The 16,180-nt window shown below is 34.1% G+C and carries 16 protein-coding genes; 3 read left to right on the forward strand and 13 right to left on the reverse strand.

Going from position 1 to position 16,180, the window contains the following annotated elements; all coding sequences use genetic code 11:
* From Q0876_RS10045 to kynU, 6 genes are all read right to left on the reverse strand, one after another.
* Window positions 1–537 (reverse strand): 3-hydroxyanthranilate 3,4-dioxygenase, encoded by a 537-nt coding sequence (locus tag Q0876_RS10045; RefSeq protein WP_299227137.1) that lies wholly within the window; start codon window positions 535–537, stop codon window positions 1–3.
* 36 nt (window positions 538–573) lie between these two features.
* Window positions 574–1,356, reverse strand: coding sequence for an SDR family oxidoreductase (locus Q0876_RS10050; RefSeq protein WP_299227140.1), 783 nt, complete (start codon window positions 1,354–1,356; stop codon window positions 574–576).
* A gap of 5 nt (window positions 1,357–1,361) precedes the next feature.
* A complete protein-coding gene (locus Q0876_RS10055) occupies window positions 1,362–2,801 on the reverse strand; it encodes an aldehyde dehydrogenase (protein ID WP_299227142.1) in 1,440 nt (479 codons plus the stop codon).
* A gap of 61 nt (window positions 2,802–2,862) precedes the next feature.
* Entirely contained in the window at window positions 2,863–3,267 is a 405-nt protein-coding gene (locus Q0876_RS10060; protein ID WP_299227145.1) for a RidA family protein, read from the reverse strand.
* Window positions 3,268–3,270: 3 nt separating this feature from the next.
* The gene (locus Q0876_RS10065; RefSeq protein ID WP_299227148.1) at window positions 3,271–4,665 is read right to left on the reverse strand and encodes an NAD(P)/FAD-dependent oxidoreductase; all 1,395 of its coding nucleotides are present in this window, start codon (window positions 4,663–4,665) and stop codon (window positions 3,271–3,273) included.
* A gap of 33 nt (window positions 4,666–4,698) precedes the next feature.
* Window positions 4,699–5,967 (reverse strand): kynureninase, encoded by a 1,269-nt coding sequence (gene kynU / locus Q0876_RS10070; protein ID WP_299227151.1) that lies wholly within the window; start codon window positions 5,965–5,967, stop codon window positions 4,699–4,701.
* A 127-nt stretch (window positions 5,968–6,094) separates the two neighbouring features.
* Here kynU and Q0876_RS10075 point away from each other — a divergent pair, with 127 nt between their 5' ends.
* Complete coding sequence (locus Q0876_RS10075) at window positions 6,095–6,514, forward strand: (4Fe-4S)-binding protein (RefSeq protein ID WP_299227154.1); 420 nt, start codon at window positions 6,095–6,097, stop codon at window positions 6,512–6,514.
* A 161-nt stretch (window positions 6,515–6,675) separates the two neighbouring features.
* Here the strand turns inward: Q0876_RS10075 and Q0876_RS10080 are convergent, their stop codons facing one another.
* Window positions 6,676–7,365: a hypothetical protein gene (locus Q0876_RS10080; RefSeq protein WP_299227156.1), complete on the reverse strand. Its 690-nt coding sequence runs from the start codon at window positions 7,363–7,365 to the stop codon at window positions 6,676–6,678.
* Between the two features lie 82 nt (window positions 7,366–7,447).
* On the opposite strand from Q0876_RS10080, the gene Q0876_RS10085 reads away from it, so the two are divergent.
* Window positions 7,448–8,272: a class I SAM-dependent methyltransferase gene (locus Q0876_RS10085; protein WP_299227159.1), complete on the forward strand. Its 825-nt coding sequence runs from the start codon at window positions 7,448–7,450 to the stop codon at window positions 8,270–8,272.
* Here the strand turns inward: Q0876_RS10085 and msrA are convergent.
* The 3 genes from msrA to Q0876_RS10100 all read right to left on the reverse strand — a co-directional run bounded on the left by msrA (window position 8,269) and on the right by Q0876_RS10100 (window position 10,932).
* On the reverse strand, window positions 8,269–8,925 hold the full coding sequence (gene msrA / locus Q0876_RS10090) for a peptide-methionine (S)-S-oxide reductase MsrA (RefSeq protein WP_299227162.1): 657 nt from the start codon (window positions 8,923–8,925) through the stop codon (window positions 8,269–8,271). The genes Q0876_RS10085 and msrA overlap by 4 nt on opposite strands.
* 127 nt (window positions 8,926–9,052) lie before the next feature.
* The gene (locus Q0876_RS10095; RefSeq protein ID WP_299227165.1) at window positions 9,053–9,835 is read right to left on the reverse strand and encodes a C4-type zinc ribbon domain-containing protein; all 783 of its coding nucleotides are present in this window, start codon (window positions 9,833–9,835) and stop codon (window positions 9,053–9,055) included.
* Window positions 9,836–9,837: 2 nt separating this feature from the next.
* Window positions 9,838–10,932 carry a Nif3-like dinuclear metal center hexameric protein gene (locus Q0876_RS10100; protein ID WP_299227168.1) on the reverse strand — a complete coding sequence of 365 codons (1,095 nt, stop codon included), beginning with the start codon at window positions 10,930–10,932 and terminating at the stop codon, window positions 9,838–9,840.
* Between the two features lie 53 nt (window positions 10,933–10,985).
* Between Q0876_RS10100 and lpxK the strand changes: the two genes are divergently transcribed.
* Window positions 10,986–11,993, forward strand: coding sequence for a tetraacyldisaccharide 4'-kinase (gene lpxK / locus Q0876_RS10105; protein WP_299227171.1), 1,008 nt, complete (start codon window positions 10,986–10,988; stop codon window positions 11,991–11,993).
* On the opposite strand, the gene Q0876_RS10110 is transcribed toward lpxK, so the two are convergent.
* Genes Q0876_RS10110 through lipA form a run of 3 tightly spaced genes read right to left on the reverse strand, consistent with a single transcriptional unit; the run spans window position 11,990 to window position 16,146 of the window.
* Window positions 11,990–14,221 (reverse strand): ATP-binding protein, encoded by a 2,232-nt coding sequence (locus Q0876_RS10110; RefSeq protein ID WP_299227173.1) that lies wholly within the window; start codon window positions 14,219–14,221, stop codon window positions 11,990–11,992. The genes lpxK and Q0876_RS10110 overlap by 4 nt on opposite strands.
* 29 nt (window positions 14,222–14,250) lie before the next feature.
* On the reverse strand, window positions 14,251–15,267 hold the full coding sequence (gap, locus tag Q0876_RS10115) for a type I glyceraldehyde-3-phosphate dehydrogenase (RefSeq protein WP_299227174.1): 1,017 nt from the start codon (window positions 15,265–15,267) through the stop codon (window positions 14,251–14,253).
* Window positions 15,268–16,146 carry a lipoyl synthase gene (lipA, locus tag Q0876_RS10120; protein ID WP_299227176.1) on the reverse strand — a complete coding sequence of 293 codons (879 nt, stop codon included), beginning with the start codon at window positions 16,144–16,146 and terminating at the stop codon, window positions 15,268–15,270.
* Window positions 16,147–16,180 lie beyond the last annotated feature (34 nt).

A 16,180-nucleotide genomic window follows, 5' to 3' on the forward strand; every position in this document is an offset into this window, starting at 1 on the left:
CTAATCTTCTAATTGAACTTTTTTTGGTGGTTGCATAACTTCGCCGCAATTTGGGCAACTGCGCTTATCTTTATCGCCATAATATTTGTCGAATATTGCTGGCATATCAGTTTCAATATTATCTAATGTAAAATCTTCTTCATATAATTTTGTTGTGCAGTTTTCACAAAACCATAATAGTGCATCTTGTATACCTTCTTCTCTAGGGTATTCAATAACTAATCCAACTGTATTAGCACCTCGTTGAGGAGAATGTGGCACTTTTGGTGGTAATAAAAATATCTCGCCCTCTCTAATATGAATATCTTTTGGTGTTCCTTTATCTATTACCTTTAAAACAATATCACCTTCTACTTGATAGAAAAACTCAGGGGTTTCATTATAATGGTAATCTTTTCTGCTATTTGGCCCTCCAACAACCATCACAATAAAATCACCATCTTTCCATACGACTTTGTTGCCAACTGGTGGTTTTAAGAGGTGTCGGTTTTCTTCAATCCAAGCTTTAAAGTTTATCGGTGGAAATAATTTGCTCATGAGTTCTAATATTTATCGTTCGATGATGTTATAAAGTTACAAACTTTTTGTTCTTCCGCCATCTACAGGCAAGTTAATTCCATTTATATAAGCGGCACATTCACTAGCTAAAAATGTAATAGCATATGCCAGCTCTTCTGGTTTGGCAAAACGTTTTGCTGGCACAGCACTTTTCATAGCGTTAGTGGCTTCATTTTCGGTTTTACCAGTTTTAGCCGATTTATTTTTAATAATTTCAGTTAATCGCTCTGTTCCAGTTGCACCAGGAAGTACATTATTAACTGTTATTCCAAATTGGCCAAGCTCATTAGCAAGCGTTTTACTCCAATTGGCAACTGCACCTCTAATGGTATTGCTTACGCCTAAACCATCTAATGGCTGCTTTACTGATGTGGAGATCACATTGATTATACGACCATAACCTTCGGTTTTCATAAAAGGAACAATAGCCTGTACTAAGACATGATTACATTTTAAATGTTGGGTAAAAGCATTTTCAAATTCTTCAACTTTTGCAGAGAAAACAGGGCCGCCTTTTGGGCCGCCAGTATTATTTACTAAAATGTGAAACCCATGGTGTTTGTTAATATAGTCGTTCACCTTCTCTCTTAATTCTAATGGGTTAGAAAAATCGGCAACAATATAATCATGGTTTCTATGTTGAGGTAATTCAGCTAGGGTAGTTTTTAATTTATCTTCGTTTCTTGCTATTAAGGTAACAATAGTGCCTTCTTCTGCTAAAGCCAAAGCAGTGGCTTTTCCAATGCCTGCAGTACTTCCACAGACTAATGCGTATTTGTTGTTAAGTTGTAGATTCATTTCAATTAATATTTTATACAAACATTCTTAGCTTCAGTAAAAAAGCGTAAGGCTTCAAAACCGCCTTCACGACCTACGCCTGAAGCTTTCACGCCTCCAAAAGGCGTGCGTAGATCTCGCATCATCCAAGTGTTCACCCAAACAATTCCTGCTTGAAGTTGATGACTCATACGCATGGTGCGTTTCAAATTATTGGTCCACAGCGTTGCCGAAAGTCCATATTTTACTTTGTTTGCCATTTCTAAGACTTCTTCTTCGGTATGAAATGGCATGATAGTTACTACAGGCCCGAAGATCTCTTCTTGATTAACGCGACATTCATCTGAAGGCACTTCGATAACGGTGGGTTCGAGGTAATAACCATTTTCAAAGCCTTCAACTGTAATTTCATTACCGCCACATAAAACAGTGCCATTTTCATTTTTAGCAATTTGAATGTGTTCTTTTACCTTCTCTAAATGTGGTTTTGATACTAAAGCACCAATATTAGTTTCGGTTTGAGATGGATGACCAACTTTGAGTTGTTTGACTTTTGCTACAAAATCTGTCTTGAATTTCTCATAGATGGGAGCTTCAATAAAGATTCGGCTTCCACATAAACAAATTTGACCTTGATTAGCAAACGACGAACGAACCGTTGTATTAAGCATGTCTTGATAGTCACAGTCTCCAAAAATAATATTTGGGTTTTTGCCACCTAACTCTAATGATAATTTCTTAAACATTGGAGCGGCTACTTTAGCGATATGAGAACCAGTTGTAGTGCCACCAGTAAATGAAATGGCTTTGATGTCTGGATGTTCAATAATGGCTTGTCCAGTTGTAATTCCTAAACCGTGAACAATATTTAAAACACCTTTTGGTAAACCAGCTTCATTACAAATTTTGCCTAATAAATACGCAGTCATTGGTGTGACTTCACTTGGTTTAGCAACCACACAATTTCCAGCAGCCAAAGCTGGAGCAATCTTCCAAGTAAAAAGATAGAGTGGAAGGTTCCAAGGAGAAATACAACCAACAACACCAATGGGTTGACGTAAGGTATAATTAATGGCTTGTTGACCAACACTTTCGTGGCTTTCACTTGCAAATTGTGTGATGGCATTTCCAAAGAATCTGAAATTACTTGCTGCTCTCGGGATATCTACAGCTTTTGCTAATGACACAGGTTTGCCATTGTCTTTAGATTCTGCTTCAGCGAAACGTTGCAGGTTAGTTTCTAGTAATTCAGAGATTTTAATGAGAATGCGACTGCGTTTTTCTAGAGTGGTTTGTGACCACTGTTTAAAAGCAGATTTGGCAGCATTGTAAGCTTTTTCTACATCGTCTTTATTAGAGTTGGGTATTTGCCCGTAAACTTCACCATTTGAAGGGTTATAGTTGTCTATCCAATTGTTTTGAATAGGTTTATGAAAATTACCGTTTATGTAGTTCTGTATATTCATTTTATAATGCGTCACAGTGATTAATTAATATAATGCTTTCATTCAATGGGTTATTTTTAATTTATGTTTTTTTGTAAGCCATCACTTTAATTTCAACCACTAAATCTGGATGCGGTAATTGATGCACTGCTACTGTGGTTCTTGTTGGGCCAGTTTCTTTATCGAAGAATTCAGCATAAGCTTTATTGTAGCCAGCAAAATCGTTCATATTTACTAAAAAGGAAGTGACATCAACGACATCTTTTAGAGAGGCTCCAACTTTAGCTAGATTGCTTTCAATATTTTTAAGTACCTCACGCGTTTGTGTTTCAATATTTAGACGCTTGGTTCCCATTTCATCAATAATGTCTACACCAGCTATGGTATTATCTGGTCGACGAGAACTTGTCCCAGACACAAAAATAAAGTCACCTACTTGTTTAACGTGAGGATAGGCGCCTCTTGGTGTTACAGTTTTTTCGCTCATAATTTAATGTAATCCAGCAATTCTATCGTCTTCAAGAATAGCTTCAGTTTCTTTTTTTACTTTATTTAAAATATCTCTTGTGTTGTCTGATAGAGATATTAAACCATCAGTCAACATGTTTAATATGGCTTTATCTTGAGCACGACCTCTTAGCATAGCTTCACGGTACCCAATGTGTTCGTTGAAAGTAACTAAACTATATTTGGAAGAATATTCGTTAGGAAATTCTTTTTCTAAAACCATTTCAATTTTTCGTTTGTCTTGAAAGATTGGGTTAGCTACATGGTCTTTCATTTCATGAAAATTATCGATGGCAAGATCTGCAATAGCATCAGTATCTTTTTTTCTAGTGTTTTCATACACTTCAAAAACTTTATTCCAATCTCCTTCATATTGATCTAAAATTGCATCAAATACTACAACATCTTCAAAAGAGGCGTTCATTCCTTGTCCGTAAAAAGGGACAATTGCGTGAGCAGAATCTCCCATGAGTAAAGTATTTCCTTTGTAGTGCCAAGGAGTACATTTTACGGTTCCCAAAGGCGCAGTAGGATTTTCAAAGAAATCATCGACTAAGTTTGGCATGAGTTCTAGAGCATCAGGGAATTCTTTTTGGAAAAATTCGGTAACGATTTCTGGTGTAGTAAGGTTGTTAAAATTGTATTCGCCATCATCATAACTCAAAAATAAAGTCACGGTAAAACTACCATCTAAATTTGGTAAAGCAATTACCATGAAATCACCTCTTGGCCAAATGTGCAAAGCATTTTTATAGGTTTTGTAACTACCATCTTCATTTGGTAAAATGGTGAGTTCTTTATAGCCATGAGTTAGATAGTCTTGTGAAAAACTAAATAAGAATTTGCGTTCCAAATAGTAACTTCTGCGTAATGCCGAACCTGCGCCATCTGTTGCAATAATTGTGTCAGCATCCTCAACAAATTCATTTTTGGATTCATGGTCTTCAAATAAGGCAGTGGTATTTTCAAAATCTACTGACAAACATTTTTTATTAAAATAAATGGTGACATTTTCATGAGTTTCAGCTTCATCTAGTAATAATGCATTGAGACCACCTCGAGAAATAGAATTAATATGTTCATGAGGTCTTCCGCTGTAATTAGACAAAAATGAATTGCCTTCTTTGTCATGGAGCATACGACCATTCATTGGGATGCAAAGCGCTTTAACTTTATCTTCAATGCCTACCAATTTCATAGCTTTATTACCACGATCTGAAAAGGCTAAATTAATAGAGCGACCTGCAGAAATATCAGTTTTACGAAGGTCAGGACGCATTTCGTAAACGGAAACATTATAGCCGCGTTGACCTAAACGCAATGCTAATAAACTTCCGCAAAGACCAGCACCAATAATCAGTATGTTTTGTTGTTTCATATAGTAATAATACTGAATAACTTTCAGCGCATTTTAATTTAAAATTTGTTTCAATCGTTCTACAAAACCGTACACATCCATATATGAATTATATAAGGGAACAGGAGCACAACGAATAACATCAGGTTCTCTCCAATCTGTTACAACACCAACTTGAGTTAGTTTTTGATGGAGGCTTTTATCAGCATTCTTTACCTGTATAGATAATTGACAACCACGTTCATCAGGATGGTGAGGTGTGATAATCTTGATGTCCGATTTATTAAGTGCATTCAATAAGAACTCAAAGTAGCCAGTAAGTTGTTTCGATTTTTGGCATAATCGTTCAAAACCTGCTTTTTCAAATACATCAAGAGATGCTCTAATAGCTGCCATTGATAAAATTGGAGGGTTGCTCAATTGCCAACCTTCAGCGCCTTGTAATTGATCAAAATCATCACGCATTCTAAAACGAGTTTGTTTATTATGCGACCACCAACCTGTAAAACGATTTAAGTCTTTTCGATTGGCGTGGCGTTCATGAACGAAGGCTCCAGATAAGCTTCCTGGTCCTGAATTTAAATACTTATACGTACACCAAACAGCAAAATCTGCTCCAGAATCGTGCAAGTTTAATTGTACATTTCCTGCACCATGAGCGCAATCAAAACCCACAACACAACCCTTTTTGTGGCCCAATTGTGTGATCTGTTTTAAATTAAAAAATTGACCAGTGTAATAGTTTACACCACCAATCATAATTAAAGCAATCTCATCACCTTGAGTATTTAAAATGTGTTCTAGGTCATCGTAATTTACTAACTCTTCACCTTCTCTTGCTTTCCATAAAATTAGGCCTTCTTTATCATCATAGCCATGATGTCGTAGCTGAGATTCAACAGCGTATTTATCACTAGGAAAAGCATCAGCCTCAATTAGTATTTTGTAACGCTTTGCTGTGGGTTGATAAAAACTTACCATCATAAAGTGGAGGTTGGCAGTAAGTGAATTCATTACAACTACTTCAAGTGGCTTAGCACCCACTATATGTGCCATGGTATTGGTTAAGAATTCGTGATAATGAAGCCAAGGATTTTTGCCTTCTGTGTGGCCTTCAACACCAAGTTTTGCCCAGTCTTCAAGTTCTTGATCAATATAATTTTTTGTGATTTTTGGTTGCAAACCTAGTGAGTTTCCAGTCATATAGATAAGTTCGTTTCCTGAGTTGTCTTTAGGAATATGGAACTGTTCTCTAAATGATGAAAGTTCATCGTTTTGATCTTGTTGCTGAGCATATTCAAGACCTAATTTATAGTTAGACAAGATTATAGATTTTATGGTATCAAACAAAAATAAGAATAATTATGCTAGGACGAAACAGTTGAAACCTGCATTTTCTACCAAAAAAAGAAAACACTTTTTTTATTATCTTTAAGAAAAACATAAGATTATGGGAAAGCTAAAAGAATATACTAATGGAGAAGTAACTGTGACATGGGAAGCTGAAAAATGTATACATTCTGGAATTTGTGTGCGTGGCTTAGGAAAGGTGTTTCAACCTAAGGAACGTCCTTGGATAAAGATCAATGCCGCATCTACTGATGCATTAGTTAATCAAGTGAAAGCTTGTCCATCTGGTGCTTTAGGATATTACATGAATGCTTCAGATAATAAAGAGTCTGAGCGGTTAGAAACTAAGGTCGAAGTTTTAAAAGATGGGCCGCTATTGGTGTATGGAACACTTAAGGTCACACATAAAGATGGTGGTGAAGAAACCAAGAATAAAACTACTGCATTTTGTAGGTGTGGTGCATCTCATAACAAGCCTTATTGTGATGGCACGCATGTAAAAGATGGTTTTGTAGGGTAAGTAAAAAGCGCTTCAACTATGGAGATGAAGCGCTTTGAATATATATGGACGCTAATGCGGAATATTTGTTATATATACGTCTTTATGTCGTGAGTTGGATCTTTTAATTACAGGAAATCATCAACTTTAATATTTTTTTAAGACTTTACTCAAATTAAAACTTAGTTCACTTCAATATTTGTAAAGTACAAATTGAAATTACCGTCAGTCATTTTGTGGTCTTTGGCAATTTTAATACCGCCAAAATCTTGATAATTTTCAAAAGTAGTAGTCATTGACGGTTTTTCGCTATTGCCTTCTCTAAACACCCATTCTCTAATGATGTATTCATCATCAAAATAGATGTCATAGGCATCACCAGGCGTGTAACCGCCTTCATCGCTATAAGTTAAAGTGATCATATTTAATTCGGCATTTGAAATAGGAGCAGTTTTTTTAATTGGATTTGAAATAGTAGTGCCTTCATCCCAAACCAGTTGAAATGGTACTAGTAACCAATACTTATCATTTATAAAACCTTTGTCTGCATTTAAAGATAGGCTGTCAACGGATGCTCTATTGTACTTTATTGTATCTTCAGTTGTTGATAAGCGTACGGTATTGGTTTTAGGTGACCATGACCATGAACGTTCAAAATGACTATCACCTCTATCAACATTAAATGTAAAATCAATTAAGTCAATATATTTCCAATTGTCATAACCATGAGCTTGGGCAATTCTTTCTGCAGTTGTGACTTCTTTGTTTTCTTCTAAAACTGTTTGAGTTTCTGTAGTTGTTTGCTTTGTTTCTGTTTTACAACCTACAAGTGCTATTGTAAGTATGTACAGAAAGTTTAATTGTCTTATCATTGATTAGTTTTTTTACAAAATTACGTCTTTAGATATTCTTATTGATAAGGTTTTTGAAAGCTTTAAGAAATGTTAAGTAAGAATGTTTATTTTAGAGTCTAAATTTTTAACTGTGAGCAAAGAATATTTTGAAGTGAATAGACTAACATGGAATGAAAAAGTAAAAATTCACTCCAAAAGTAAGATGTATGATTTAGAGGCCTTTAAGAATGGAAAATCATCTTTGATGTCTTATGAGTTAAAAGCATTAGGTGATGTTAAAGGAAAATCTTTATTGCATTTGCAGTGTCATTTTGGTCAGGATACCTTAAGTTGGAGTAGAGCAGGAGCGAAATGTGTTGGAGTAGATTTAAGCAATGAAGGTATAGTGCTTGCAAAATCTTTAAATCAAGAGCTTAAACTTAATGCAGAGTTTATACAATGTAATGTTTTAGACACGTCAAAATTTGTAAAAGACACTTTTGATATCGTATTTACGTCTTATGGCGTGATAGGTTGGTTGCCAAAATTAAAACCTTGGGGAAAGATGATTGCTGAGCGATTAAAACAGGGAGGTGTTTTTTATATGGCTGAATTTCATCCTATTGTTTGGATGTTTGATTATTCAAGCAAGAAACCTTTGATGAAATATGGTTACATGCAAGAAGAGGTTATTTATGAAGAATATGAAGGAACCTACGCCAATCAAAATTCAAAAATGACAAGCAAAGAATATGACTGGAATCACGGTTTGAGTGAAGTTATTAATGCGCTTATTGAAGCTGGATTACAAATTGATTATTTAAATGAGTATGACGAAAGCCCTTATAATGTTTTGCCAGATTTGATAAAAACCAAATCTGGCAAATATGTAACTAAGGATAAATTATACCCACTTATTTTTGAAATTAAAGCAACAAAGGTCTAATGATTAGCTTTTAAAACTTCAGGCATTTTAGCTTGAAAGCGTCTGAGTCTTGGTATGGATACGTTTTTTATATAGCTTTGATTAGGGTGTAAGCGTTCATAATTTTGATGGTAATCTTCACCAACCCAAAATTTCTGAAATGGATATATTTCAGCAGCAATAGTTGCATTCAATTTTTGAGCTAAATTTGCTTTTTTAGTTTCTATAATGCTCTTTTGTACATCATTTTGATAAAAGATGATTGAGCGGTACTGAGAGCCATGGTCTGGTCCTTGACCATTAACTTGTGTCGGGTTTTGTGAAGCAAAATAGATGTCAACTAAGGTGGCAAAACTTACTGCATTTGGGTCGTAAATGATTTCAACGGCTTCAGCATGACCTGTTCTTCCAGTATTGCTTGACTCATAAGTTGGATTTTTTGTATGACCTCCAGAGTAGCCATTAATGACTTCTTCAACACCTTTTACGCTTTCATATATGGCCTCTACACACCAAAAACAGCCACTGGCAAAATAGGCTCGAGCTTTCCCTTTCTCTATGGGAACTTCAATAGGTTCAGAATTAATTACACGTTGTTGTTCTTTGCTTATTTGTGCTGTATGTTGGCAGCTAAACAGAAGTGTAATAACTAATGTTGTAATAAATGTTTTCATGGTTTATTTTTTCTTTTTCTTAAAGTCGATAAAAGATGAGAAACCTTAATATGAAGTTTGTGAAAATTATATTAAAATAAAAAGCCTTCATTATATGAAGGCTTTAATTATATATTAAAAATGATAACTAGTTAAGTTTAGAAAATAGTTTATTCATTTTTTCTTTTTCTTCTTCAGCTAATTGAGCATCAACTAGAATTCTACCACTGTGTTCGTCTGTAATTACTTTCTTTCGAGATGCAATTTCTACTTGAACTTGAGGTGGAATCGTAAAGAATGAACCTCCAGAAGCGCCTCTTTCAATTGGTACAACAGCTAGACCATTTTTCACATTATTCCTGATGCGTAAGTAAGCATTCACTAAACGTTCATCTAATTTCTTTTGGAAATCTTCAGACTTTTGAAGTAAAGCATCTTCTTCTTTTTGAGTTTCTGCTAAAATTTCATTTAACTCACCACGCTTATGTTTTAAGTGTGTTTGGCGATCTTTAAGTTTATCTTTAGTTTCAGAAATCACCTCTTTCTTCTGCTCAATTTGAACCTTAAATTCTTTGATGTGCTTTTCTGCCAACTGAATTTCTAACTCTTGGAACTCGATCTCTTTTGTTAAAGAATTGTACTCTCTGTTATTTCTAACATTTTTTTGTTGCTCACTATATTTTTTAATAAGTGCTTTGGCTTCTTCAATTAAGTTCTTCTTACCTTTGATTTCGTCATCGATAAGATCTAAACTAGTGCTTAGTTTTTCAAGCCTTGTATTCAAACCTTCAACTTCATCTTCTAGATCTTGAACCTCTAAAGGTAATTCTCCTCTTAGGTTTCTAATTTCATCTACTCTTGAGTCGATTAATTGTAGATCGTATAACGCTCTTAATCTATCTTCAACAGATGCTTCAGCTTTTTTTGCCATAATTATAAATACTTTACCGGATTTGTATTTGTCGTTGATAAAACGACTGCAAAATTAGTAATTTTTTTTGAGAGATAGTCTACTAAAAAGTTTTTTGTGAATTGTTCGCTTTCATAATGTCCGATATCTGCCAAAATAATATCATTTTCAGCTGAAAAGAAATCATGATATTTAAGGTCTGATGTAATAAATACATCGGCTCCTGAAGCTTTTGCGGCAGAAATAGCAAAGCTGCCAGAGCCACCTAATACAGCAACCTTTGAAATCTTGTCTTTAATTAATTTTGAATGTTTTATACAGGATACATTCATTTTTTGTTTTACGAAATTAAGAAAGACTTCTGTTTCTTGTTTGCTTTCTAATTCACCAATCATACCTATACCTATATTTTGGTTATAATTATCAAGTGAAGTAACTTCAAATGCAACTTCTTCGTAAGGATGATACTTAAAAAGAGTATTTAAAAGTTTTGACTCTATGTGTTTGTTGAAGGTGACAGAAATTTGTGTTTCACACTCTTGATGTTCTTCACCTTTTTTTCCCAGTATAGGGTTTGAATTTTCGTTACCTCTGTATGTTCCAACACCTTCAGAGTTAAAACTGCAATTATCGTAATTTCCAATATTGCCAGCGCCAGCTTTAAATAGTTGCGCTCGTAATGCTTGAGCGTTTGCTGATGGAATATAAGTTGTTAGTTTTTTTATGGTTCCCTTTTGCGGAATCAAGATCTTTTTATTACTTAAACCTAGAGTGTTGCAGATAATATCATTGACGCCTTTAAGCGCATTATCTAACGCAGTATGAACAGCATAAATGGCAATGTCATTCTTTATTGCTTTTAAAACAGTTCGCTCTACGTAAGTCTTACCAGTAATTTTTTTTAAACCTTTAAATACGATTGGGTGAAAACTAACAATGAGATTACAATTTTGAGCGATTGCTTCATCTACTACAGTTTCTAAAGTGTCTAGCGTTACCAAGATGCCAGAAACTTGAGCATTTTTATTTCCTAATAAAAGCCCTACATTATCAAAGTCTTCTGCATAAGCTATAGGTGCTAATTCTTCTAAGTAATTGATGACCTCTTGAACTATCATTTTATTTTTGGTGTTGAGTTTAAAAACAAATATAAAATATTAACTTCGTTCTAATGAAGCTGCTCAGAAAAATACTTTTCCCGATTGTACCTATTTACTATATAGTGACTTGGTTACGAAACAAATTATACGACCTAGGTTGGAAATCTTCTTACACGTATGAGCTTCCAATTATTTGTGTCGGGAATTTAAGTGTTGGAGGTACTGGTAAAACACCAACTATTGAGTATTTAATTAGGTTGTTAAAAGACAATTACAAAGTTGCGACTTTAAGTAGAGGTTATAAACGTGAATCGTCAGGCTTTATTATTGCTAATGAGGCTGCATCTGCAAAGACTATAGGTGATGAACCGTTTCAGTTTTATAAAAAATTTGAAAATGTCGTAATAAGTGTTGATGCAAATAGGCGACATGGTATAACAAAACTAATAGCGAAAGAGCAACCCGATGTTATCTTGTTGGATGATGCATATCAACATAGAAAAGTAAAAGCAGGCTACTCTATTTTATTAACAGCATATAACAATTTGTATTGTGATGATATCGTATTGCCAACAGGAAACCTGAGAGAGCCAAAATCTGGAGCTAAACGGGCAGATGCCATCATTGTTACTAAATGTCCTCTTTCGATAACGTCTTCAGAAAAAGAGCTTATTTTAAAAAAAATAAAAGCATTACCACGCCAACACGTTTATTTTAGTTCAATTAAATATGCTAAGTATATTTATAATGAGGGTGAAGCCTTTTTACTAAATTCTTTAAAAGAAAAACAAGTGACATTAGTAACAGGTATTGCAAATCCGACACCATTATTAGATTATTTGAAATCAAATGCTTTGGAATTTGAGCATTTAAATTTTAAGGACCATCATGTATTTTCTCTTTCTGAAATTAAGGCATTAAAACAGAAGGCGTTTATTTTGACTACAGAAAAAGATTATATGAGATTATATCCTTATTTTGAAGGAGAGAAGCATTTATTCTATTTACCAATAGAGTTTGTAATTGATTCACCAAAGCGTTTTGAAAATACTATAAGAAACTTTATATCCTCAGCTTAAACAGATGGTGAGGTTTTTTGATTTTTAGAAAGGACGTCATAAAGTTTTTTCTCAAAATCCTCCTGCTTGAAAGGTTTAGAAATAATATCATTAAATCCTGCTTCATCAAACTCATGCATCTTATCTTCAAGCGTTACAGCTGTAAGGGCAAAGATAGTTAGTTCTTTGTCAAAGGTTCTAATAATTTTTGTAGCTTCTAAACCACTTATTCCTGGCATGTGAATGTCCATGAGTACAACATCATAGTTGTTTTGTTTCACTTTCTCTACTGCTGCTTCACCGTTATCTACAATTTCGCATTCAAGATTCATCTTATTCAAGATTTTCTTGGTAATCATTTGGTTAATCTTGTTGTCTTCTACAATCAAGATATTAATGTTGCTAATGTCCAATTTGCTAATGTTTTTAGAGTAATCCTCTTTTACTATTTTAACTTCTTCTGGAGCGTAGGTTAATGGTATTTCGAAAAAGAATGTTGTTCCTTTTCCAAGTTCACTTTTTAAGTAGATTTTTCCTTTTAATATTTCGATAAGACCTTTAACAATAGAAAGACCGAGTCCTGTGCCACCATATTTTCTATTGATTTGTATAGAGCCTTGGGAGAAGCTCTCAAATAGGTTTTCTTGTTTTTCTTTAGAGATACCAATGCCATTATCTTCAATCTCAAATCTAAGTACATGGTCATTTCCTTTTTTAGAGATGCTGTACACCCTTACCCAAATATCTCCGTCTTTGGTAAATTTGATAGAATTACCAATAAGATTGATCAATATTTGAGATAGCTTTAGGTTATCGCCAATAAATGTGTGTGGAAGATCTTTTTGGTACTCATAATGCATGATTACGTTATTGTCTAATGCAGAATTGTTAAGCGCTGAAACTACGTTTTCAACTTTCATCTTAAGATTAAACAGTACTGGGTCTAACTCAACTTTATTGGCCTCAATTTTATTGATTTGAAGGATATCGTTAATGAAGGTAAGTAAGTAGTCACCAGAAAACTTCAACGATTTCAAATGCGGTATTTGGTGTTCTTTTGGATCTTCATCTAAGAGCATATTAGTTAGCCCTGTTACAGCATAAAGTGGCGTTCTAAGTTCGTGAGTAACTGTTGATAAAAAGTTAGCTTTAGTTTTTGAAGCTTGTTCTGCTTTGCGCATGGCTTCAATGAGATCATCATTTTTCTCATGAAGCATATTATTAGATTTCAATCTAATGTTATTGTTTTTGTATAAGGCTAAGGTTAATAATGATAGAATTGTAATTAATGCAATACTTAATATAGTGGTAATCTTTGCTAAACTGCTTTCAGATTCTTGTTCTTCGATAATTGTTTTTAATTTCTCGTAATCTGCTGCATTATATGCATCTATATATTGTACCCTCTTTTCTGGAGATAAATTCTCTCTTTTGATATTTAAAATGGAATCAGAAAGATGCACATGTTTAGCAAGAAAGCTGTGGGCCAACTTGTAGTCTGTTTCATTCTCATAAATGTTACTAAGCGTAAGATAGGCTTCGTTTATATTTTCAATAAGATCATTCTCCTTTGCTATTTCTAACCCTTCTTTGGTCATAGAAATGGCAAGTTTATTATTTCCTAATTTATCAATGGTTTTACCACTATATATAAGTGCACTTGATAATACATTTTTAAGGTCATATTTTTTTGAAAGTATAATGGTTTGTTCTAACAACGATTTAGCAGCTTTGTAATCTTTTAGTTTTAAGTTCACTTTAGCCTCGTTCAATGTAACCTCTGGAATGAACTGTTCAAGGTCTTCCTCTTCAAATTTTGTCTTAGCGGAATTGAAATAATCAAGAGCTGTTGGGTATTCTTTTTTACTAGCGTGTAATACACCTCTAATACTATAGGTCATGGCCAAGTTACCATAATCGCTTGTTTCTCTTTGTATCTCTGCGGCTTTTGTTAAAGACACTAAAGCATTTTCATACTGATTTACAGTATATTGAAGTTTAGCGATTTTCGTATAAATCTCGCCTTCCCTTTCTCTTTCATTAATTTTTGTTGCAATTGCTAAAGCTTTCTCGAGGTCGTCCTTAGCATTGAAGTAATCACCTCTTTCACTGTAAAAGTTTGATTGTGTGATGAGGTTTTCAATACGCATCTTTAATACATCTATATCTTCTTCAGATTCAACTTGAGCTGAAACCAAGGAAGAAAAGCTGATTAAAAAAGCAATTATGTAGTACTTAATTTGGGACATGCTTTGCCGCTTTATTTGGACAAATATAATTATTTATTCGATAAACGTAGTGATTTCATCGATAAATTGCAAATTAAATCTAAAATTCTTGATGCGTAACCTGTTTCGTTATCATACCAACCAACAATCTTCACCATGTTCCCAATTACTGATGTCATTTGAGAATCAAAAATGCAAGAATGCATATTTCCTACAATATCTATCGATACTATTGGGTCTTCGGTATACTCGAGAATTCCTTTTAAATGGTTTTGAGATGCTGTTTTGAAAGCAGCATTAATTTGATCTATACTAACTGTTTTTTCAACATTGAAAGTGATATCGGTTAATGATCCATTAGCAACAGGCACTCTAATACCGCAACCACCGATCACATTAGATAACTTTGGAAAGATCTTTGTTAATGCTTTTGCAGCACCTGTAGTTGTTGGTACAATAGATTGTCCAGCTGCTCTAGCTCTTCGCAAATCTTTATGAGGTTGATCGTGTAAGCTTTGATCTGTAGTATACGAATGAACTGTAGTTATATAGGCTTGTTTAACACCGCAAAGGTCGTTAATAACAGCTATCATTGGTGCAGCATTGTTTGTTGTACATGATGCATTTGAGATGATTTTTTCATCACCTTTTACCTCAATATCATTTATACCAAGAACAACAGTTTTGATGTTGTCTTCAATTGGAGGAACAGATAGTATAACTTGTTTTGCTCCATTTTTAATATGGTGTTTTAAATTAGAAGTAGTTTTGAATTTTCCTGTAGATTCAATTACATAATCAACTTTAAATGGACTCCAATCTATAGTTTTAGGGTGATTTTCATTTAATAAAGGAATCGTTAGGTCATTTATGACAATGCCATGATTGTTGTATGTAACTATTTTTGATAATACACCATGTATACTATCATACTTTAATAAATGGCTTAGTGTTTTAGCATTTGCTAAATCGTTTATGGCAACTACTTGAATATCATCTCGATCTTGAATAAGTCTAAAAACACGCCTGCCAATACGACCAAATCCGTTAATAGCTACATTAATCATTTAATTGATGTGTTTTTGTGCTTTATATGAAGATCTTACAAGAGCGCTGCTTTCTACATGGCGGAAACCTAGATCTAAGCCTATTTGCTTATATTCTTCAAATTGGTCAGGTAGGATAAACTGTTTTACAGGTAAATGTTTCTTACTCGGCTGTAAATATTGACCAATGGTTACTACATCAACTTCATTTGCTCTCAAATCATGAAGTGTTTCAATAACTTCTTCGCGAGTTTCGCCTAACCCAAGCATGATACCAGATTTAGTTCGTCGTTGCCCTTGTTGCTTAAGATATTTAAGAACGTGCATGCTTCTATCGTATTTTGCTTGAATACGAACTTCACGTGTTAAGCGTCTAACGGTTTCAATATTATGTGATACAACTTCTGGTGCAACGTCAATTATTCTATCAATATGCTGTTCAATACCTTGAAAATCTGGAATTAAAGTTTCTAGCGTGGTTTCAGGATTCATGCGTCTAACAGCTTTCACAGTCTCACTCCACATAATACTTCCCATATCTTTTAAGTCATCCCTATCAACACTTGTTAAAACAGCGTGTTTTATTTTCATGATTTTAATTGAACGTGCTACCTTTTCTGGCTCATCCCAATCCAAGGTTTCAGGTCTTCCAGTTTTCACACCACAAAAACCACATGAACGTGTGCAGATGTTCCCAAGAATCATAAATGTTGCTGTACCTTCTCCCCAACATTCACCCATATTTGGACAACTACCAGAGGTGCAAATGGTATTTAAGTTGTATTTATCTACTAAACTTCTTAGCTCAGTGTATTTTTTTCCAGTAGGAAGTTTAACGCGAAGCCATTTAGGTTTTGGTTGACGTTCAGTAACTATATTTGAAGCTGTGTCTGTATTCATTCTTTTAAATTTCGAATACAAAGATACGAAGTAT

This window comes from uncultured Psychroserpens sp. (genome assembly GCF_947503375.1).
Taxonomy (GTDB): Bacteria; Bacteroidota; Bacteroidia; order Flavobacteriales; family Flavobacteriaceae; genus Psychroserpens.